Source organism: Paenibacillus sp. FSL H8-0317 (assembly GCF_045040685.1).
Lineage (GTDB): Bacteria > Bacillota > Bacilli > Paenibacillales > Paenibacillaceae > Paenibacillus.
Genome location: NZ_CP150294.1, coordinates 4,530,070 through 4,545,779, shown reverse-complemented (window position 1 = coordinate 4,545,779; position 15,710 = coordinate 4,530,070). Strand labels below are relative to the sequence as shown.

Annotated in this window: 16 protein-coding genes; 15 read left to right on the top strand and 1 reads right to left on the bottom strand. The window is 47.2% G+C overall.

Going from position 1 to position 15,710, the window contains the following annotated elements; genetic code table 11:
- Positions 1-86 precede the first annotated feature (86 nt).
- A complete protein-coding gene (locus tag MHB43_RS20130; RefSeq protein ID WP_221820336.1) occupies positions 87-713 on the top strand; it encodes a DUF1405 domain-containing protein in 627 nt (208 codons plus the stop codon).
- Positions 714-779: 66 nt separating this feature from the next.
- Positions 780-1,649 (top strand): sporulation protein YpjB, encoded by an 870-nt coding sequence (locus tag MHB43_RS20125; protein WP_405117831.1) that lies wholly within the window; start codon positions 780-782, stop codon positions 1,647-1,649.
- Between the two features lie 108 nt (positions 1,650-1,757).
- Here MHB43_RS20125 and MHB43_RS20120 read toward each other — a convergent pair whose 3' ends face one another.
- Positions 1,758-2,627, bottom strand: a complete 870-nt coding sequence (locus tag MHB43_RS20120) for a YitT family protein (RefSeq protein ID WP_405117830.1) — start codon at positions 2,625-2,627, stop codon at positions 1,758-1,760.
- A 171-nt stretch (positions 2,628-2,798) separates the two neighbouring features.
- Between MHB43_RS20120 and MHB43_RS20115 the strand changes: the two genes are divergently transcribed.
- The 13 genes from MHB43_RS20115 to dinG all read left to right on the top strand — a co-directional run bounded on the left by MHB43_RS20115 (position 2,799) and on the right by dinG (position 15,554).
- Positions 2,799-3,128 carry a nucleotide pyrophosphohydrolase gene (locus MHB43_RS20115; RefSeq protein ID WP_017687732.1) on the top strand — a complete coding sequence of 110 codons (330 nt, stop codon included), beginning with the start codon at positions 2,799-2,801 and terminating at the stop codon, positions 3,126-3,128.
- A 50-nt stretch (positions 3,129-3,178) separates the two neighbouring features.
- On the top strand, positions 3,179-3,703 hold the full coding sequence (locus MHB43_RS20110) for a tetratricopeptide repeat protein (RefSeq protein ID WP_091028965.1): 525 nt from the start codon (positions 3,179-3,181) through the stop codon (positions 3,701-3,703).
- A gap of 81 nt (positions 3,704-3,784) precedes the next feature.
- On the top strand, positions 3,785-4,588 hold the full coding sequence (gene dapB, locus MHB43_RS20105; RefSeq protein WP_405117829.1) for a 4-hydroxy-tetrahydrodipicolinate reductase: 804 nt from the start codon (positions 3,785-3,787) through the stop codon (positions 4,586-4,588).
- A gap of 11 nt (positions 4,589-4,599) precedes the next feature.
- A complete protein-coding gene (gene mgsA / locus MHB43_RS20100) occupies positions 4,600-5,040 on the top strand; it encodes a methylglyoxal synthase (protein ID WP_017687735.1) in 441 nt (146 codons plus the stop codon).
- Positions 5,037-5,735: a bacillithiol biosynthesis deacetylase BshB1 gene (gene bshB1, locus MHB43_RS20095; protein WP_221820342.1), complete on the top strand. Its 699-nt coding sequence runs from the start codon at positions 5,037-5,039 to the stop codon at positions 5,733-5,735. The genes mgsA and bshB1 overlap by 4 nt, the downstream gene beginning before the upstream one ends.
- Positions 5,736-5,834: 99 nt before the next feature.
- Positions 5,835-6,995: an N-acetyl-alpha-D-glucosaminyl L-malate synthase BshA gene (bshA, locus tag MHB43_RS20090; RefSeq protein WP_076209934.1), complete on the top strand. Its 1,161-nt coding sequence runs from the start codon at positions 5,835-5,837 to the stop codon at positions 6,993-6,995.
- 62 nt (positions 6,996-7,057) lie between these two features.
- A complete protein-coding gene (locus MHB43_RS20085; protein ID WP_313771432.1) occupies positions 7,058-8,356 on the top strand; it encodes a CCA tRNA nucleotidyltransferase in 1,299 nt (432 codons plus the stop codon).
- Positions 8,343-9,320 carry a biotin--[acetyl-CoA-carboxylase] ligase gene (locus tag MHB43_RS20080; RefSeq protein ID WP_405117828.1) on the top strand — a complete coding sequence of 326 codons (978 nt, stop codon included), beginning with the start codon at positions 8,343-8,345 and terminating at the stop codon, positions 9,318-9,320. The genes MHB43_RS20085 and MHB43_RS20080 overlap by 14 nt, the downstream gene beginning before the upstream one ends.
- A gap of 342 nt (positions 9,321-9,662) precedes the next feature.
- A complete protein-coding gene (gene panB, locus MHB43_RS20075) occupies positions 9,663-10,541 on the top strand; it encodes a 3-methyl-2-oxobutanoate hydroxymethyltransferase (protein ID WP_339177473.1) in 879 nt (292 codons plus the stop codon).
- Positions 10,538-11,434: a pantoate--beta-alanine ligase gene (panC, locus tag MHB43_RS20070; protein WP_405117827.1), complete on the top strand. Its 897-nt coding sequence runs from the start codon at positions 10,538-10,540 to the stop codon at positions 11,432-11,434. Before panB ends, panC begins: the two co-directional genes overlap by 4 nt.
- The gene (panD, locus tag MHB43_RS20065; RefSeq protein WP_405117826.1) at positions 11,427-11,810 is read left to right on the top strand and encodes an aspartate 1-decarboxylase; all 384 of its coding nucleotides are present in this window, start codon (positions 11,427-11,429) and stop codon (positions 11,808-11,810) included. The genes panC and panD overlap by 8 nt, the downstream gene beginning before the upstream one ends.
- Positions 11,811-11,903: 93 nt before the next feature.
- A complete protein-coding gene (locus MHB43_RS20060) occupies positions 11,904-12,551 on the top strand; it encodes a tetratricopeptide repeat protein (RefSeq protein WP_036607621.1) in 648 nt (215 codons plus the stop codon).
- A 141-nt stretch (positions 12,552-12,692) separates the two neighbouring features.
- Positions 12,693-15,554, top strand: coding sequence for an ATP-dependent DNA helicase DinG (gene dinG / locus MHB43_RS20055; RefSeq protein ID WP_405117825.1), 2,862 nt, complete (start codon positions 12,693-12,695; stop codon positions 15,552-15,554).
- Positions 15,555-15,710: the final 156 nt, after the last annotated feature.

Below are 15,710 nucleotides of genomic sequence, written 5' to 3'. Positions count from 1 at the left end.
TCGTTTATTCGGTCAGGTTTTTTTGAAGTGTTTTTTTGGATAGTACTGTATCGTGCACAATATTGATGAAGGAAGGGGCAGGGAATGTGGCTTTATCGTATTTCTGGAGTAGGGAATTTCTAACCAATCGTTATTTCCTGTGGCTATTATTTTGGTGTAATGCGGTAGGAACGGTATACGGATACATCTGGTACGGAGAGCAAATGAAATTGACGCTGGTTGAGCAGCCGATGTGGCAGATCGTATTTGTGCCAGATAGTCCAACAGCGAGTTTGTTTTTTACTTTATCGTTGTTATGGGTCTTGTACCCACCACGGTCCATCATGATCAAACGGATCGGACATGTGATTCAGGCGCTTGCCGTGGTCACATCTGTGAAATATGGCGTGTGGGCCGTATCCATTATTTTCGCTGGCTGGATGCAAGGTGGTACACAGCACTGGCAAGACTGGATGTTGATTGCTTCGCATAGTGCGATGGCCATTGAAGCTCTAATTTATGTACGCTTTTTCGGCTTCCGCTGGGCTGCCCTTGTCGTTGCAGGTCTCTGGACACTGTTGAACGATACGATGGATTATACATATGATATATACCCTTGGTTACCCGCTTCCCTCTATGATCATGTAGATGGTGTGCGTAATTTCACATTTGGACTGACACTGGTGAGCATTCTGTGCGCGTGGCTGGCCTTAAGACAAGCGAAACGAACCTGATATCCGATCTTGAGCTTGTTCTAACGAACTGTTTCCCGCCATACATTGGTGGTGGGAGGGATGTCCATGAAGAGAACGTTTGGGGTCAAAACTGGTTTATTGGTGGTATCGTTCATGGCTCTGCTGCTTTGGACGAACTTAGCATATCGTGTATCCGCGCAAAGTGAAGCATTGAATTCGAATTCAGATCAGCAAGTGTCCACAAGCAATTCAATTGCACAACTGAACGAGGAAGCAGCCATATTGTATCGTCAGGCGCTCGAGAATAATATTGAAGAAGTGCGAGGAAGCATTCTGCGTATCAGTAAAAGTCTGGAGCATATCTCCTTTGAGGGACAAACAACAGTTGAGGGCATTCACGCCTTGTCCGAAACCATAGTTGAAGTGAAACAAGCCGTTGTGAAGGTGAAAAATGACGATGCTTCTCTTCAGCAGTCCTCTGCCAAACTCAGACTTGCAGCAGATAGTCTCGCGAATCCAACCAAGCCTCTATGGCTTCAGTATTATAAAATCGTGAAAAACGATCTGGACGCTTTATCCGCTGCTACAAATCAAGGGCAAACTGCGGCCGTACTGGCAAACCGCTACACCGTTCTGGAGGAGCATTATGAGACGATTCGTCCTGCCGCACTGATTCGCCGTGAACCGTATGAGATTGCTCAGATGGACGCCTGGTTATCTCATACCAAAGGGCTCACCGCTGCCAAGCAACCTGATCTGGCTCGATTAAAGAGCATGGTGGGCCATGGGGAGGAACTGGTGAATCAGTTGTTTGGTCGCGAGAAGGACGAGAGCGCCTTTGTACCTTTTGTACAGGGGCCCGATCGCAGGGCAGCCGGGCTGCTCATTAGTTCGGTCATTGTGGCGACGTTAAGTTACGCCGGATATCGTAAATATCGTGCACAGCAGCAGGGGATTTTTCCTTTTCGGCGCTAATTGGATATGAAGTTGATCGTGGTATATAAAAAGACCTCTTTCCGCATGACCAGCCACACTAACGGCTCTTCATGTAAAAAGAGGTTTTCATGTACTTTCTGTGTTATATCAGCTTTCTTTGAAACCTTCGCCATGTACATCGTGAACATCGCTGATGATGACAAAAGCTCTCGGGTCAATGGAACGTACAATGGTCTGCAGTCGCCTGAACTCTTGCCTGGAGATCACGCAGTAGGCCATGTGTTTGGCCTGTTTAGAGTACGCGCCAATGGCTGGAATGAGGGTGACGCCACGGTCCATATCCTGTGTAATCTGGTCCGCAATCTCGGGTGCATGGTCACTAATGATCATAAATGCCCGGGCAGAATATGCACCTTCCTGAATAAAGTCGATGACTTTGGAGGCGATGAATACAGCTACGAGCGTATACAGAATTTTTTCTTTGGGGATGTAGATGAGAGAGAGCCCGATAATGACGAAGTCGATGCCCAGTAATACTCGGCCCATACTCCATCCATACTTGCGGTTGAGAATACGGGCAATGATGTCTGAACCGCCCGTCGTTCCACCCCAACGAAATACAATGCCAAGGCCGGCTCCAAGGGTGACACCTGCATATAGGGCTGCGAGCAGGAGGTCATTCTCGGTATGTAATGGTTCAATCCAGCCCAGATGAATCAACTTCTCAAACAACCATAGAAAAACGGTCAGTGCCCCGATTCCGATACCCGTATAGATCATCTGTCTGCCGCCCAAAATTTTGAGCCCAATCAGAAAGAGGGGAACATTCAGAATCAAGGTTGTAAGTGAAGGTGAGATGCCAAAAGCGTAATTGATCAGCACCGTAACCCCGGTGAGGCCGCCTTCCATAAGCTGGTTGGGGATAATGAAATAGAGGAGCCCAAAGGCATATAAGGCTGTCCCCAGCACGATGGGAAGAACCAGTTTAACTTGAACCCAGGTTTTGGCAGTGCTCATAAGATCCCTCGCTGTAGATAAATTAGAATGAAGAACTAATCATTCCCATCTAGTATACCTGTTTATTGAATCTTTAAAAATGATTTGTCGCTGATGATGGTGGAAGTGAATCTAAATAACTGATATTATTAGGAACAAATACGACATCATTTCAAAGGAGAATCCGTTCTCATGGAGAAAAGCATCGCAGAAATGCAGCGTGAGGTTGATCAGTATATCTCCCAGTTCAAGGAGGGGTATTTCAGTCCTCTGGCCATGTTGGCCCGGATGTCTGAAGAGGTTGGGGAGCTAGCGAGGGAAGTGAATCATGAGTTCGGTGAAAAGCCGAAGAAGTCTTCCGAAGCAGCCAATTCCATTGAACTTGAGCTTGGAGATATTTTATTTATCACGATTTGTTTTGCGAACTCGCTGGGAATTGATCTGGCTGAGGCGCACGACAAAGTCATGCATAAATTTAACACCCGCGATGCCAATCGGTGGACACCCAAAAACACCGATTAGGCGTAGATTACATATGCTGTACCATCACCCGATCGGGGAGGGTCAGCTTAATGATGAAACCGGAAGAATATATGCAGCAGGCTTACCGCTGTATATTGCAAAATGATTTTGAGCAGGCGATTCGTTGGTTCGAGTCAGCCATTCACGCTCATCCAAAACATGCGGAGTTATATTATCGCTGTTCCATTACACACGCCCGCAGCAAACATCTGGTTCCAGCGCTTGAATATGCGCGCAAAGCGGTTGAACTGTCCCCAGGAACAGAAGAGTATATTTTGCATCTGCAGACGTTGGAAGCAAAAGAATTGACCTCCAGAGCGAAGTTGCTGTTGGAGCAGGCGGGGATTGCAACACAGGAGCGCTATGTGGAAGCGTCTACGCTTCTGCAAGAAGCGGTCAAACTTGATCCGCTCTCAGTGGAGGCTCATGTTATGCTTGCGCTGGCTTACAGTGATTTGAATGAATTTGACTATGCAATTCAGGCGCTGCGTGAGGCAATTTTGCTGGACCCGCAGAATGGGCAACTGCATCAGATGTTACAGGAAATCAAGCAACGTATGAAATCCATTCAATAAAGAATTCATTTTGCAAAGATTTCTTTCGAGTTGAAATGGATTCTGCGATATGATCCAACATAGTGAGGAGATGCAGTCAATATGAGTGAAGTAATCAGAGTTGCCGTGATCGGAGCGGCTGGCCGTATGGGCCGTGAAGTTGTGAAATTGGTACTTCAGGACCCGGAATTGGAGCTTGCAGCGGCTGTCAACCGCTCCGGAGCAGGCACGGATGCAGGAACCCTTGTTGGTTTGCCAGCGTGCGGGGTGCTGGTGACTGATGATATCGAAATGGCTTTTGCCGAAACAAAACCTCAGGTTATGGTTGATTTTACAGTGCCGCTATATGCTTTTACACATACCGAAATCGCAATCCGTCATGGAGTCAGACCTGTCATGGGTGTTACCGGCTTTACGCCGGAGCAGATTGAACAGTTGGACAAGCAATGCCAGGACAAAGGAATTGGAGGGCTTATTGCCCCTAACTTCTCGATTGGTGCCATTCTGATGATGCGATTCGCAGCACAGGCTGCCAAACATATGCCAAATGTGGAGATTATCGAATATCACGGGGATCAGAAGCTGGATGCTCCTTCCGGAACTGCGATCAAAACTGCCGAACTGATTGCTGCCAATCGGGAAGAACTTCGTCAGGGTAATCCGAATGAGGAAGAAACGATTGAAGGATCACGCGGCGGTTATTACAACGGCTTCCGAATTCACAGTGTACGATTGCCTGGAGTATTCGCGCAGCAGGAAGTTGTTTTCGGAGACTATGGACAGTCTCTCAAAATTCGGCATGACTCCTATGAGCGCGCAGGTTATATGCCTGGTGTTAAGATTGGTGTGCAAAAGGTTATGGAATATACAGGAATGATCTACGGATTTGACCACTTTATCGACTAAAGGAGATTGTCATGTTGAAAATAGCATTTATCGCCCATGATCGTAAAAAAGAAGAGATGGTTAACTTCGTGACGGCATATGAGCCTGTTTTTACGGACCATCAATTATATTCTACAGGAACAACAGGCCTTCGTATTATGGAAGGAACGTCTCTGAAGATTCATCGATTCGAATCAGGCCCACTGGGCGGAGATCAGCAGATTGGAGCTTTGGTTGCGCAAAATGAGATGGATCTGATTATTTTCCTGCGCGATCCACTGATGGCACAACCTCACGAGCCGGATATTAATGCGTTGCTGCGTCTTTGTGATGTGCAGGGAATTCCACTTGCCACCAATATCGCAACCGCTGAGATTCTGGTTAAGGCTCTGGATCGTGGCGATTTTGCCTGGAGAGAGCTGGTACATAAATACAAGCCGGAGGCTGGATTGAATTCGGGTGATTCCGAATGAGTCTGGATATTCTCATCTTTGGAGCACATGCAGACGATGCGGAGATTGGTATGGGTGGAACGATTGCCAAACATACCGCTGCTGGCTTGAAAGTAGGCGTGTGTGATCTGACTCGTGCTGAGATGTCTTCCAACGGAACAGTAGAGCGCAGAACCGAGGAAGCGGAGCAAGCCTCCCGCATCCTCGGTCTTTCGTGTCGAACGAATCTGGGGCTTCCTGATCGTGGCTTGTATCTTACTCCTGAACATGTAGAGGCGGTAACGGCTGAGATACGGCGTCATGCCCCTCGGATGGTGTTTGCTCCGTATTGGGAAGATCGTCATCCGGATCATGTCAATTGCAGTAAGCTTGTGCAGGAGGCTGTATTTAACGCCAAGCTTCGCAACTACATGCCGGACATGCCTGCCGTGCAGGTGAAGGAACTTTATTTTTACTTTATTAATGACATCGGCCCTACGGATTTGATTGTCGATATTACGGAACACTATGGGCAAAAAGAAACATCATTGCTCTCTTATCGTTCCCAATTCGAACTGGGAGACGGAGCGGTCTCGACGCCATTGAATCAAGGGTATATCGAACGTGTAAGAGCCCGTGATTCCTTGCTCGGACAACGCAGTCTTATCCCGTTTGCAGAAGGTTTTGCTACAATTACGCCTTACGTGGTTCATCAATTTGGGCCGGGTGCCCAATGAACGATTTCACATTTTACGTTTAATGAAACGAAGGGTTTCATTATTCTGTTGTATTATATCAACCTGCATGAAGCGGGAGATCAAAGGAGCGTCCACAGGATGGATAAAAAGCTAAAAATCGGCATCACCTGTTATCCGTCCCTCGGCGGGTCTGGCGTTGTCGCAACGGAGCTGGGCAAATTACTTGCCGAACAGGGGCATCAGGTTCATTTTATTGCCAACAGTATCCCGTTCAGACTGGGTACGTTCCAGAAAAATATTTTTTATCATGAAGTTGAAGTAAATGATTATTATGTTTTCCGTTACCCTCCGTATGACCTGTCACTGGCAACAAAGATGGCTCAGGTGGCTAAGTCACAGCAGCTGGATCTGCTGCATGTTCATTATGCCGTGCCGCACGCAGTATGTGCTTTTCTTGCGAAACAGATGGTAGGAGACGGTCTTAAAGTGGTTACCACCTTGCACGGAACGGATATTACGGTTCTGGCTCAGGATGAATCTCTGAAGGATCTGATCCGTCTAGCCATTAATGAAAGTGACGCGGTTACTGCCGTATCACAAGATTTGATTCGGGAAACGGTCGAATTGCTGGATATTCAGCGCCCAATCGATCTAACCTATAATTTCATTGACAAACGAATATATTATCCGCGGGATGCTGCCAGTCTGCGAAGAGACTTTGCTGCGCCCGACGAAAAAATATTAATGCACATCTCCAATTTCCGACCGGTGAAGAGAACTCAAGATGTGGTAGAGGTCTTCCGTCAGGTCCAGGAGCAGGTTCCTGCCAAACTGTTATTTGTTGGTGAAGGACCAGATTTGCCGAAGATGCAATGGAAAATTAATGATCTCGGCTTGAATGATAAAGTTCATTTCCTTGGCAAACAGGATGACATTGCTCAGGTCATTTCCATGGCAGACGTGTTGATGCTTCCATCGGAGAAGGAGAGTTTCGGACTTGTGGCGCTCGAAGCAATGGCTTGTGGCGTACCGACGATCGGTTCACAGGCCGGAGGAATTCCGGAACTGGTCTTACATGGTAAAACGGGGTATTTATCCGCGATCGGGGATACACAATCCATGGCCGAGAACACCATCCGTTTGTTGACGGACGATCGTTTGGCTGCGGAGTTCAGGGAAGCATGTCTTCAGCGTGCGCATCACGACTTTTGCAATGATGCTATCCGGCATGAATACGAACAGATTTATTACCGGGTGTTGGGAAGGGAAGTTCCGAATCTGAAGCCGGTTTGTGGTTAATCATTTCTTTGACGAAATCATACTGTGCATACCACAACAGGCAAGAGAAGAGGTGATATGTGGTGGTTCAATGGACACAGGTAGATCATGAAATGGCAATGCAAAGTGAGAATGTACTCACAACATTAAACAAACATGGCTACAAGGCATATTGGGTAGGTGGTTGCGTTCGTGACGAATTGCTGGGACGAGTTGTAGACGATATGGATATCACGACATCTGCTTCTCCTGAGCAAGTCATGGAACTGTTTGACGATTGTATTCCTACAGGTCTGCAACACGGTACGGTTACCGTTCGTTCAGGCGGTTATTACTTTGAAGTGACCACATTTCGAACAGAATCCGAATATCAGGATAACCGCAGACCTGCTACGGTTCAATTTGTTCAGGATATCAAGGAAGATTTACAGCGGCGCGACTTCACGATGAACGCTCTAGCCATGGACGTCACTGGCACAATCGTTGACCCTTTCGGTGGGCAGGCAGATATCAAGGAAGAGCGAGTCAGATGTGTAGGTTCTGCGATGGAACGATTTGGTGAAGATGCACTGCGCATGCTCCGCTGTGTTCGGTTTGCTTCCGTATTTGATTTCAAAATTGCCCATAACACGTGGAAAGGTCTTGTAAGGCAGAAAGACCTGCTTCAACATATAGCAATGGAACGGGTACGTACCGAGATGGTAAAAATGATGTCTGGACCGCATCCTTTAAGAGGGTTGGAGCTGTTATACAGAAGTGATTCCCTTGCTCATATCAAAGCGCCGGTAAGCTCGACCCGATTTAACAAGATGTTGTTATCCAATTTGGAACAATTGTCGGGTCAGCATGTGTTGCTTCGTTGGTCACTCATCCTGATTGCTGGCGGTTATAGCAAGGATGAAGCAGATGTATTATTACGTCAGTGGACATTCTCCAATGAACATCGTTCTCGAATAACAGGGGTTCTTCAGGTGGAACAGTTGATTCATACTTCCGTTCAGGAGCAGAAGGATATGGTCAGTCTTCGTTCCGATTGGATCGTTACTGTTCTGGCTTGTGGCGTTCAGGCGGCGGATGATTGGCTTCGAATACAGTCTACATTGCCAGCAGGATGGCGGAATCAGTCCGAACAGGCAGAAATGCAGGTTGTTTTGGTTCAAGAGCTTGCAGGCGAATGGAGTCAATCGATCCCTGTGCATGACTTGAAAGAGCTGGATATCACAGGGGAACAAGTGTTACAAATGGTACAGCGCAAAGGCGGACCTTGGCTGGGTCAACTGATGAAACATTTGTTACGAGAAACAGCGATTGGAACGATAGAGAATCAGCATGCAGCACTAAGTGCAGAAGTGAAGCGGGTGGTTCAAGATGACCAAACATGAAGATCTGTTACATATGTTATTAAATGCAGAAGGACGATTCGTATCGGGTGAAGAGATCAGCCGTAATCTGTCCATCAGTCGGACCGCTGTGTGGAAACATGTGAACAAGTTGCGAGACATGGGTTATGAGTTTGAAGCCGTATCCCGCAAAGGATACCGTCTGGTAACGAAGCCGGATAGCATTGACGCTACTGCCCTCCAATTGGCACTGGATACAACCGTATTTGGCCGTAAGGCTGTTTTGTTGACTTCGACCCTGTCTACGCAAGGGGATGTTCTTAAGCTAGCTGAGCAAGGGCAGGCAGAAGGTGCTGTGGTCATTGCGGAAGAACAAACAGGAGGAAGAGGACGTTTTGGTCGACAGTGGTTCTCTCCTCCGGGTAAAGGAATCTGGATGAGTGTTCTGTTACGCCCTGATCTACCACTTCAGCACACGCCGCAGCTAACTTTATTAACAGGAGTGGCTGTATGTCGTGCCGTTCGAGCTTGTTCAGGAGCTGATGCAGGCATCAAATGGCCAAATGATCTGTTGATTGATGGACGCAAGGTATGTGGCATATTGCTTGAATCCACGGTGGAAGATCATGAAGTCAGATACTGTATTGCAGGTATAGGTGTTGACGTGAATTTTGATCCAGAGGATTATCCGGAAGATCTTAAAACTATAGCTACTTCGCTCAAGATGGAGACGGGTCAACCCGTTGATCGCACCAAACTAACGGCTGCCATTTTGACGGAGCTTGAACAGTTGTATTATTTGTATCAAAAAGAAGGATTCGGCGTGATCTCAGCACTATGGGAGGCCCTGTCCGTATCGATGAATCGAGAGATTACTGTGACGAATCCTCATGGTGTCATTGAAGGGAAGGCCATCGGTCTTGACCCTTCTGGAGCACTTATCGTGGAGAAGCACGATGGAGAACATACACTAATCATCTCTGGTGAGATTTCCTGGAAATTATAAACAATTTGTCGAATTTTCACTGGTAAAATGAACATAAGACGTGAAGTTTGAGCAGAACTTTGGTATACTGTGTTCGTGAGGCGATATCGGCTAATGCAGACCGAATTGCACTCCCGTAACAGTAACCTGTTCTGCTTGAATGGTTTTATATAAGCAGACCGCAGTGCAAGAATGAAATACGTTTAAGTGAGTTGTTGGATTCTGCTCTGAGCCGAAGAGGACCGAGACAGAAGGGACGATCGCAAGTGACTCTTTTTTGACTTTTCGGGACTTTTTAGTGGAAAACTAAAAGGTTTTTTTTGTTGCGTTTATTTGAAAAGAAGAAAGGAGCCATGAGAGAAAATGGCGAACAAACAAGCGATGAATATTGTGAAAATGAAAAAATACAAGCAGGATGGTGTGCCACTTACCATGATCACGGCTTATGATTATCCAACGGCGCTCCTCGCAGAGGAAGCAGGTATCGATCTGATCCTGGTTGGTGACTCACTTGGTAATGTAGTACTGGGTTATAACTCGACGCTTCCGGTGACCATCGACGACATGGTATACCATACACGTTCCGTAGTGCGCGGGGCCGAGAAAACGTTTATTGTGGCTGATATGCCTTTTATGACCTATCATGGCAGCGTGGATGAGACGCTTAAGGGTGTACGTCGACTGATGCAGGAGGGGCAAGCCCATGCGGTTAAAATGGAAGGCGGAGTCGAGATAGCGGACACCGTCAGAGCAGTCGTGCAAGCAGGCGTGCCTGTTCTTGGACATATTGGACTGACGCCTCAATCGGTTAATCAGATTGGTGGTTACCGCATTCAGGGCAAGGATGCAGCGGATGCAAAACGTCTGATGGACGAAGCCAAAGCTCTGGAAGCTGCAGGCGCGTTTGGCATTGTGCTTGAACTGGTTACGGAAGAAGTTGCACGGGCGATCTCGGAGGAACTGTCCATCCCAACCATCGGAATTGGAGCAGGACGAGGTTGTGATGGTCAGGTACTGGTATTCCACGATGTGGTTCAATACGCCTCTCCGTATACGCCCAAACGATTTGTCAAAACCTATGGAGATGTGGGTACATTAATCAGAACCAGCATCGAAGCTTACGTAAAAGAAGTGAAAGATCGTTCGTTCCCGGCCGAAGAGCATGTATTCAATGCTGCGGATGGTGTTCTGGATCAACTGTACGGCGGACAACGCAAGGAAAAGGTGGGGAATAACTCATGAAAGTATTACGGACAATCGCAGAGTTAAGACAGGAACTAAGCTTGAAGCGTCAAGCGATTCGGTCCAGTGCGTCCGTTGTAGGTCTGGTACCAACAATGGGTTATCTTCATCAAGGTCATGCAAGCTTGATGCAGGCAGCCAGACAACAGAGCGATATCGTGGTATTAAGCATATTTGTTAATCCAATTCAATTTGGACCTAATGAAGATTTTGACAGCTATCCGCGGGATGAAGCCAGAGATGTGGAGACAGCACGTTCACAAGGAGTGGATATCGTATTTATTCCCTCTGTTGAAGAGATGTATCCACAGGCAACGCAAACGACGGTATCTGTCTCCAAACTGACGGAGCGCCTATGTGGCGCTTCCCGTCCGGGGCATTTTGACGGGGTAACGACCGTAGTCTCCAAACTGTTTAACATTGTACAGCCACAGCGTGCATTTTTTGGAATGAAAGACGCTCAGCAGGTTGCGGTCATTCAACAGATGGTGAATGATTTGAATATGCCTGTAGAAATTGTACCTTGTCCGATTGTTCGCGAAGAGGATGGTCTTGCCCTCAGTTCACGTAACGTCTATCTTAGCGCTGAACAGCGTAATCAGGCTCTAGTTCTGTCGAAGGCACTGCGTGCAGCTCAAGAAGCGGCAGATACAGGTGTAGCTATAAACGCCGCAGATATCCGTCGTATTCTGCGCGAGCAGATTGCAAGCTCACCGCTTGCTGTTATCGACTACGCCGAGATTCAGGCTTTTCCAAGTCTGGAGCCGCTCGCAGATCAGGAAGAAATTCAAGGACGTGACGATCTGCTCATCGCACTTGCGGTGAAATTTGGAAAAACAAGATTGATTGACAATATAAGGTTGCAAAAATCGGAGGTACTGTCCCATGTTTAGAACACTGATGAAATCCAAAATCCACCGGGCTACGGTAACGGAAGCCAATTTGAACTATGTGGGTAGCATTACCATAGATGAAGACTTGATGGAAACATCCGACTTGATGGAAAACGAAAAAGTGCAAATTGTGAACAACAACAATGGTGCACGTCTGGAAACTTATGTGATTCCAGGACCGCGCGGAAGCGGGGTCATATGTCTTAACGGCGCAGCTGCACGTCTGGTGCAGCCTGGAGATAACGTCATTATCATTTCTTACGCCATGATGTCGCAAGAAGAGGCAAATATTCACAAACCAACCGTTGTATTTGTAGATGGACAGAATAAACCTGTACAAACGATGAAACAGGAAGTCCACGCAACAATTATGTAATCGACTGGTAAGGAGAATGAAATCGGCCCTTGAAGCAAAAAATGAGTACAGGTCACTGCACTAATCCATTTTTTCAAGGGTGGGGATGCATCGATGTTCCAGCATGTTTTCGCAGAAATGAACGACATGTTAGATGAAATTATCAAGAGCTATCCTTCCGCTGAAGGCCTGAACAAACAGGAATTGTTGCAAAAGTGGAATTTGCTTAAGCGGATGAGTGACGGAATGCTGGATGAATGGCTGATGTTTGAAGAAAAGATGAGCCAGGTGAGGGAGCGGGAGATGGATAAGCCTGCTTCCCTTGAACCGGAACAGGAAGCTGTTACCGCTCTGCCTGAACTCCATCTGGAATGTTTCAGTCGAGGTCAGGGTTATTTCAAATTACAGATGTATCCGCAGGCGATCATGCAGTTCTCCCGGGTTGTGACCGACCATCCGGAGAGTGCATTGACTCGTTTTTACCTGGCGCTCGCGTATCTGAATCTGGAACAAATGGCGGAAGCCGGGACACATTTGCAGCAGATCATGTACCTTAAGGGTTCACCCCGCTTAAAAGGGCTTGTATGTAACGCCCTAGGCTGTATTCAAGCCAAGCTTGCGAATCCCGAAGCTGCATGTTCACTCTTTGCACAGGCCCTTCAGTATGACCCGACATTGACCGAACCACTGTACAACATGGAAGCTTGCAGGTTGAACAGGGGAAAATTGCAATATGCTAATCAGCTGACGACCCTTCATTAAGCGGGAATTCGGCGACAAAAAACGGTGTTCCCTCCTTTGGCATAGCGGCGGGGACACCGCTTTTTTGTCAGTTAATTTTCAAATCCCCTTTTTTTTGCTATGCTGTAACATAGACTGGAATGGAAGGGACCGTACATTGCAATGAAATTTGCCGTATTGGATTTCGAAACAACCGGCACGCAGTCCGACGGTGAGATTATACAGGCCGGACTTGCCATCATAGATCATGACTACAGCATAACTCAAATATATAGTTCTTATGTGAACCCTGGTGTACCGATTCCCCCGTTTATTTCGGGGTTAACGGGTATTACCGATGAAGATGTGGCGGACGCTCCTTCACTCGAAGAGATGATGATGGAGATGGTTCCGCTGCTTAATGATGTGGTGCTTGTTGGACACAACGTCGCTTTTGATTTTCACTTTTTGCAGAATGCTCTCGACCGTTGCGGTTATTTGCCGTTCACCGGCCGCATTCTGGACACGATTGATTTTCTGAAGATCACATTCCCATCACTGGGTTCTTATCAACTCGGTTATGTGTCTTCCGAATTTGGATTTCAACATGATCGCCCTCACCAGGCAGACAGTGATGCACTGGCGACAGCCTATGTGCTGCTCAAGTGTCTGGATGAGTTAAAGGAATTACCGCTCATAACGATTCAGCGCCTCAGTGACCTGTTTGCACCAGAAGACAGTGACTTGGGCTGGTTCTTGGACGGAATGCGCAGTGAGAAGGAAGCAGAGCCGATTCAGGATCTGGACGGACATACCTATTATCGTCAGCTTGCTCTTAATGTAAGTGATTGGACCGATATTGGTGCACCACGCGATGAGCGGGAGGCTAACCCCCTTGATGGTGTAAGCTTCGAACAGTTTATGGACCAGGTTCGGGAGAACCTGAAGGATACACTGGATCATTACGAAGAGCGTGAAGCGCAGACTCAGATGTTCAGCAGTGTAAGGCAAGCCCTGGATGAAGAGAAACATCTCTTGATCGAAGCAGGAACAGGCACTGGTAAATCTCTGGGTTATCTGTTGCCTGCTATTTACGAAAGTGTGAAGCAAGAACAGAAAGTTATGGTTAGCACGCATACAATCAATCTGCAGGAGCAATTGAGAGAGCGAGACATTCCGATGCTGACCCAAGTGGTTCCGTTCCCGTTTAAGGCTGCTGTCTTCAAAGGACGTGGACATTACCTGTGCCTGCGCAAATTTGAACACAAAATCAATAAACGTGAATTCGCCACACCTAAAGAGGATTATTTCACAGCGGCTCAGATGATTGTCTGGCTCACGCAGACCGAAACCGGAGATGATGAGGAACTTAACCTTAGCGGACGCGGAGGGGACTTCTGGGAGACGGTACAGAGCGAATCCGAATCATGTCTGGGAAGATCCTGTCCATGGTTCCGTAAATGCTTCTACCATCGTGCCAAACATGAAGCAGGGTTGTCTGATATCGTAATCACCAATCACTCCAAATTATTTACGGATGTAAAAGCCGCGCATCAGTTGCTGCCAGCCTATGAGAGTCTTGTGATCGATGAGGCACATCATTTGGAGGATGTCGCTGGTAAACATCTTGGAATGCATATGAAATATTTCACCTTGGTTCATACACTGACCCGCCTGTTTAAAGACAGTCGTAATGGTCAGTTGCCTATGCTTCGTTCCCAGTTATCCGGGCATGAAAATTCAGTGCAATGGGGCTCCATGGTGGATCAAATGTTCCCGCTCGCTCTTGAAGTTAAGGAGCTGTGGGATCGTATGAGCGATGCCTTGTTCGGTCTGTTGCCTGAACGAAGTGATGCTTCACCGGGAGAGACGGGGCAATTTTCACTGCGTCTGAAAGCATCTCAGAAACCTGCTAAATGGGAGGAGTTGCAGGATCTGGAGAACCAGATCTATGTGACTCTGGGCGATTTGGTTCGCAAAGGGGACAAATTGCTGCTTGAGGTGAAAGAGGATCAGGATGATTATCAATCGGATAGTCTGATCACGGACATTACAGGATTGCTGAAAGATCTGACCACATTGAAGGAGAATCTACGTTTCTTCATGCGAATGGATGACGCCAAAACGGTGTACTGGATGGAAGCCAGCGGCCAGTTCCGCAGTAAATCTCTCCAGCTGTATGCCGTACCTGTAGATGTCAGTGCACAGCTTAAGGATTTGTTTTTTGACAAAAAGAAAAGTGTTGTGCTTACATCGGCTACGCTCTCTGTGGATAAGTCATTCCAGTTCATGATTGAACAGCTTGGCTTGCAGGAAGCTTCCGAGAATAATCGGCTGTTAACGTCGATGCTGCCTTCACCTTTCAACTATCGCGATCAGGCACTTCTGGTGATTCCGCGTGATTTCCCGAGTGTGAAGGGAAGTGTGGGTGATGCGCACTTTGTTAATATGCTGGTGCAATCCCTCGCAGAGACGGCAATTGCCACGCGTGGACGCATGATGGTTCTGTTTACTTCATACAAGATGCTGCGACAGGTCTATGATCCGCTGAAAGAAGCTCTTTCTGGTAACGACATCTCGTTACTTGGGCAAGGCGTTGACAGTGGAAGTCGTTCCAAATTGACTCGCAGGTTCCAAGATGCCAAAGCAACGGTACTTTTGGGCACAAGCAGCTTCTGGGAGGGTGTAGATATCCCGGGAGAGGCCCTAACCTGTCTCGCTATTGTTCGACTGCCTTTCCAGCCACCGAATCATCCGTTGGTGGAAGCCAAGAGTGAGCTGCTTCAGGAACAGAAGAAAAATCCGTTCATGAAACTGTCCGTGCCGCAAGCGGTCATTCGTTTCAAACAGGGATTTGGCCGGTTGGTGCGTACAGCGAAGGACAGAGGAATTGTCATTGTTTATGATACACGGGTGATTGAAGCGTACTATGGTAAATTCTTTTTATATTCATTACCTGGTCCCAAAATGGAACACATGCTCACGGAGCAGATGGTTCCACGAATTACCGAGTGGTTGGAAAAACCTGCTAATGAACAAAAATAATGGTTGTTTTGTTCGTTACATCATTGCATGACACTATTGTTTGGCGTTAAACTTTATTAGATATTCCCGTATCCGATTTAAGCAGTTGCACGCAAGAACTTATAACCTAAATTACAAGGAGCATTCTGTATAAAATGTCACGTTTATCTTTGAGTT

Coding starts and splice junctions, on each gene's coding strand:
- MHB43_RS20125 (WP_405117831.1), top strand. CDS start 780: ATGAAGAGAACGTTTGGGGTCAAAACTGGTTTATTGGTGGTATCGTTC.
- MHB43_RS20120 (WP_405117830.1), bottom strand. CDS start 2,627: ATGAGCACTGCCAAAACCTGGGTTCAAGTTAAACTGGTTCTTCCCATC.
- MHB43_RS20115 (WP_017687732.1), top strand. CDS start 2,799: ATGGAGAAAAGCATCGCAGAAATGCAGCGTGAGGTTGATCAGTATATC.
- MHB43_RS20110 (WP_091028965.1), top strand. CDS start 3,179: ATGATGAAACCGGAAGAATATATGCAGCAGGCTTACCGCTGTATATTG.
- dapB (WP_405117829.1), top strand. CDS start 3,785: ATGAGTGAAGTAATCAGAGTTGCCGTGATCGGAGCGGCTGGCCGTATG.
- mgsA (WP_017687735.1), top strand. CDS start 4,600: ATGTTGAAAATAGCATTTATCGCCCATGATCGTAAAAAAGAAGAGATG.
- bshB1 (WP_221820342.1), top strand. CDS start 5,037: ATGAGTCTGGATATTCTCATCTTTGGAGCACATGCAGACGATGCGGAG.
- bshA (WP_076209934.1), top strand. CDS start 5,835: ATGGATAAAAAGCTAAAAATCGGCATCACCTGTTATCCGTCCCTCGGC.
- MHB43_RS20080 (WP_405117828.1), top strand. CDS start 8,343: ATGACCAAACATGAAGATCTGTTACATATGTTATTAAATGCAGAAGGA.
- panB (WP_339177473.1), top strand. CDS start 9,663: ATGGCGAACAAACAAGCGATGAATATTGTGAAAATGAAAAAATACAAG.
- panC (WP_405117827.1), top strand. CDS start 10,538: ATGAAAGTATTACGGACAATCGCAGAGTTAAGACAGGAACTAAGCTTG.
- panD (WP_405117826.1), top strand. CDS start 11,427: ATGTTTAGAACACTGATGAAATCCAAAATCCACCGGGCTACGGTAACG.
- MHB43_RS20060 (WP_036607621.1), top strand. CDS start 11,904: ATGTTCCAGCATGTTTTCGCAGAAATGAACGACATGTTAGATGAAATT.
- dinG (WP_405117825.1), top strand. CDS start 12,693: ATGAAATTTGCCGTATTGGATTTCGAAACAACCGGCACGCAGTCCGAC.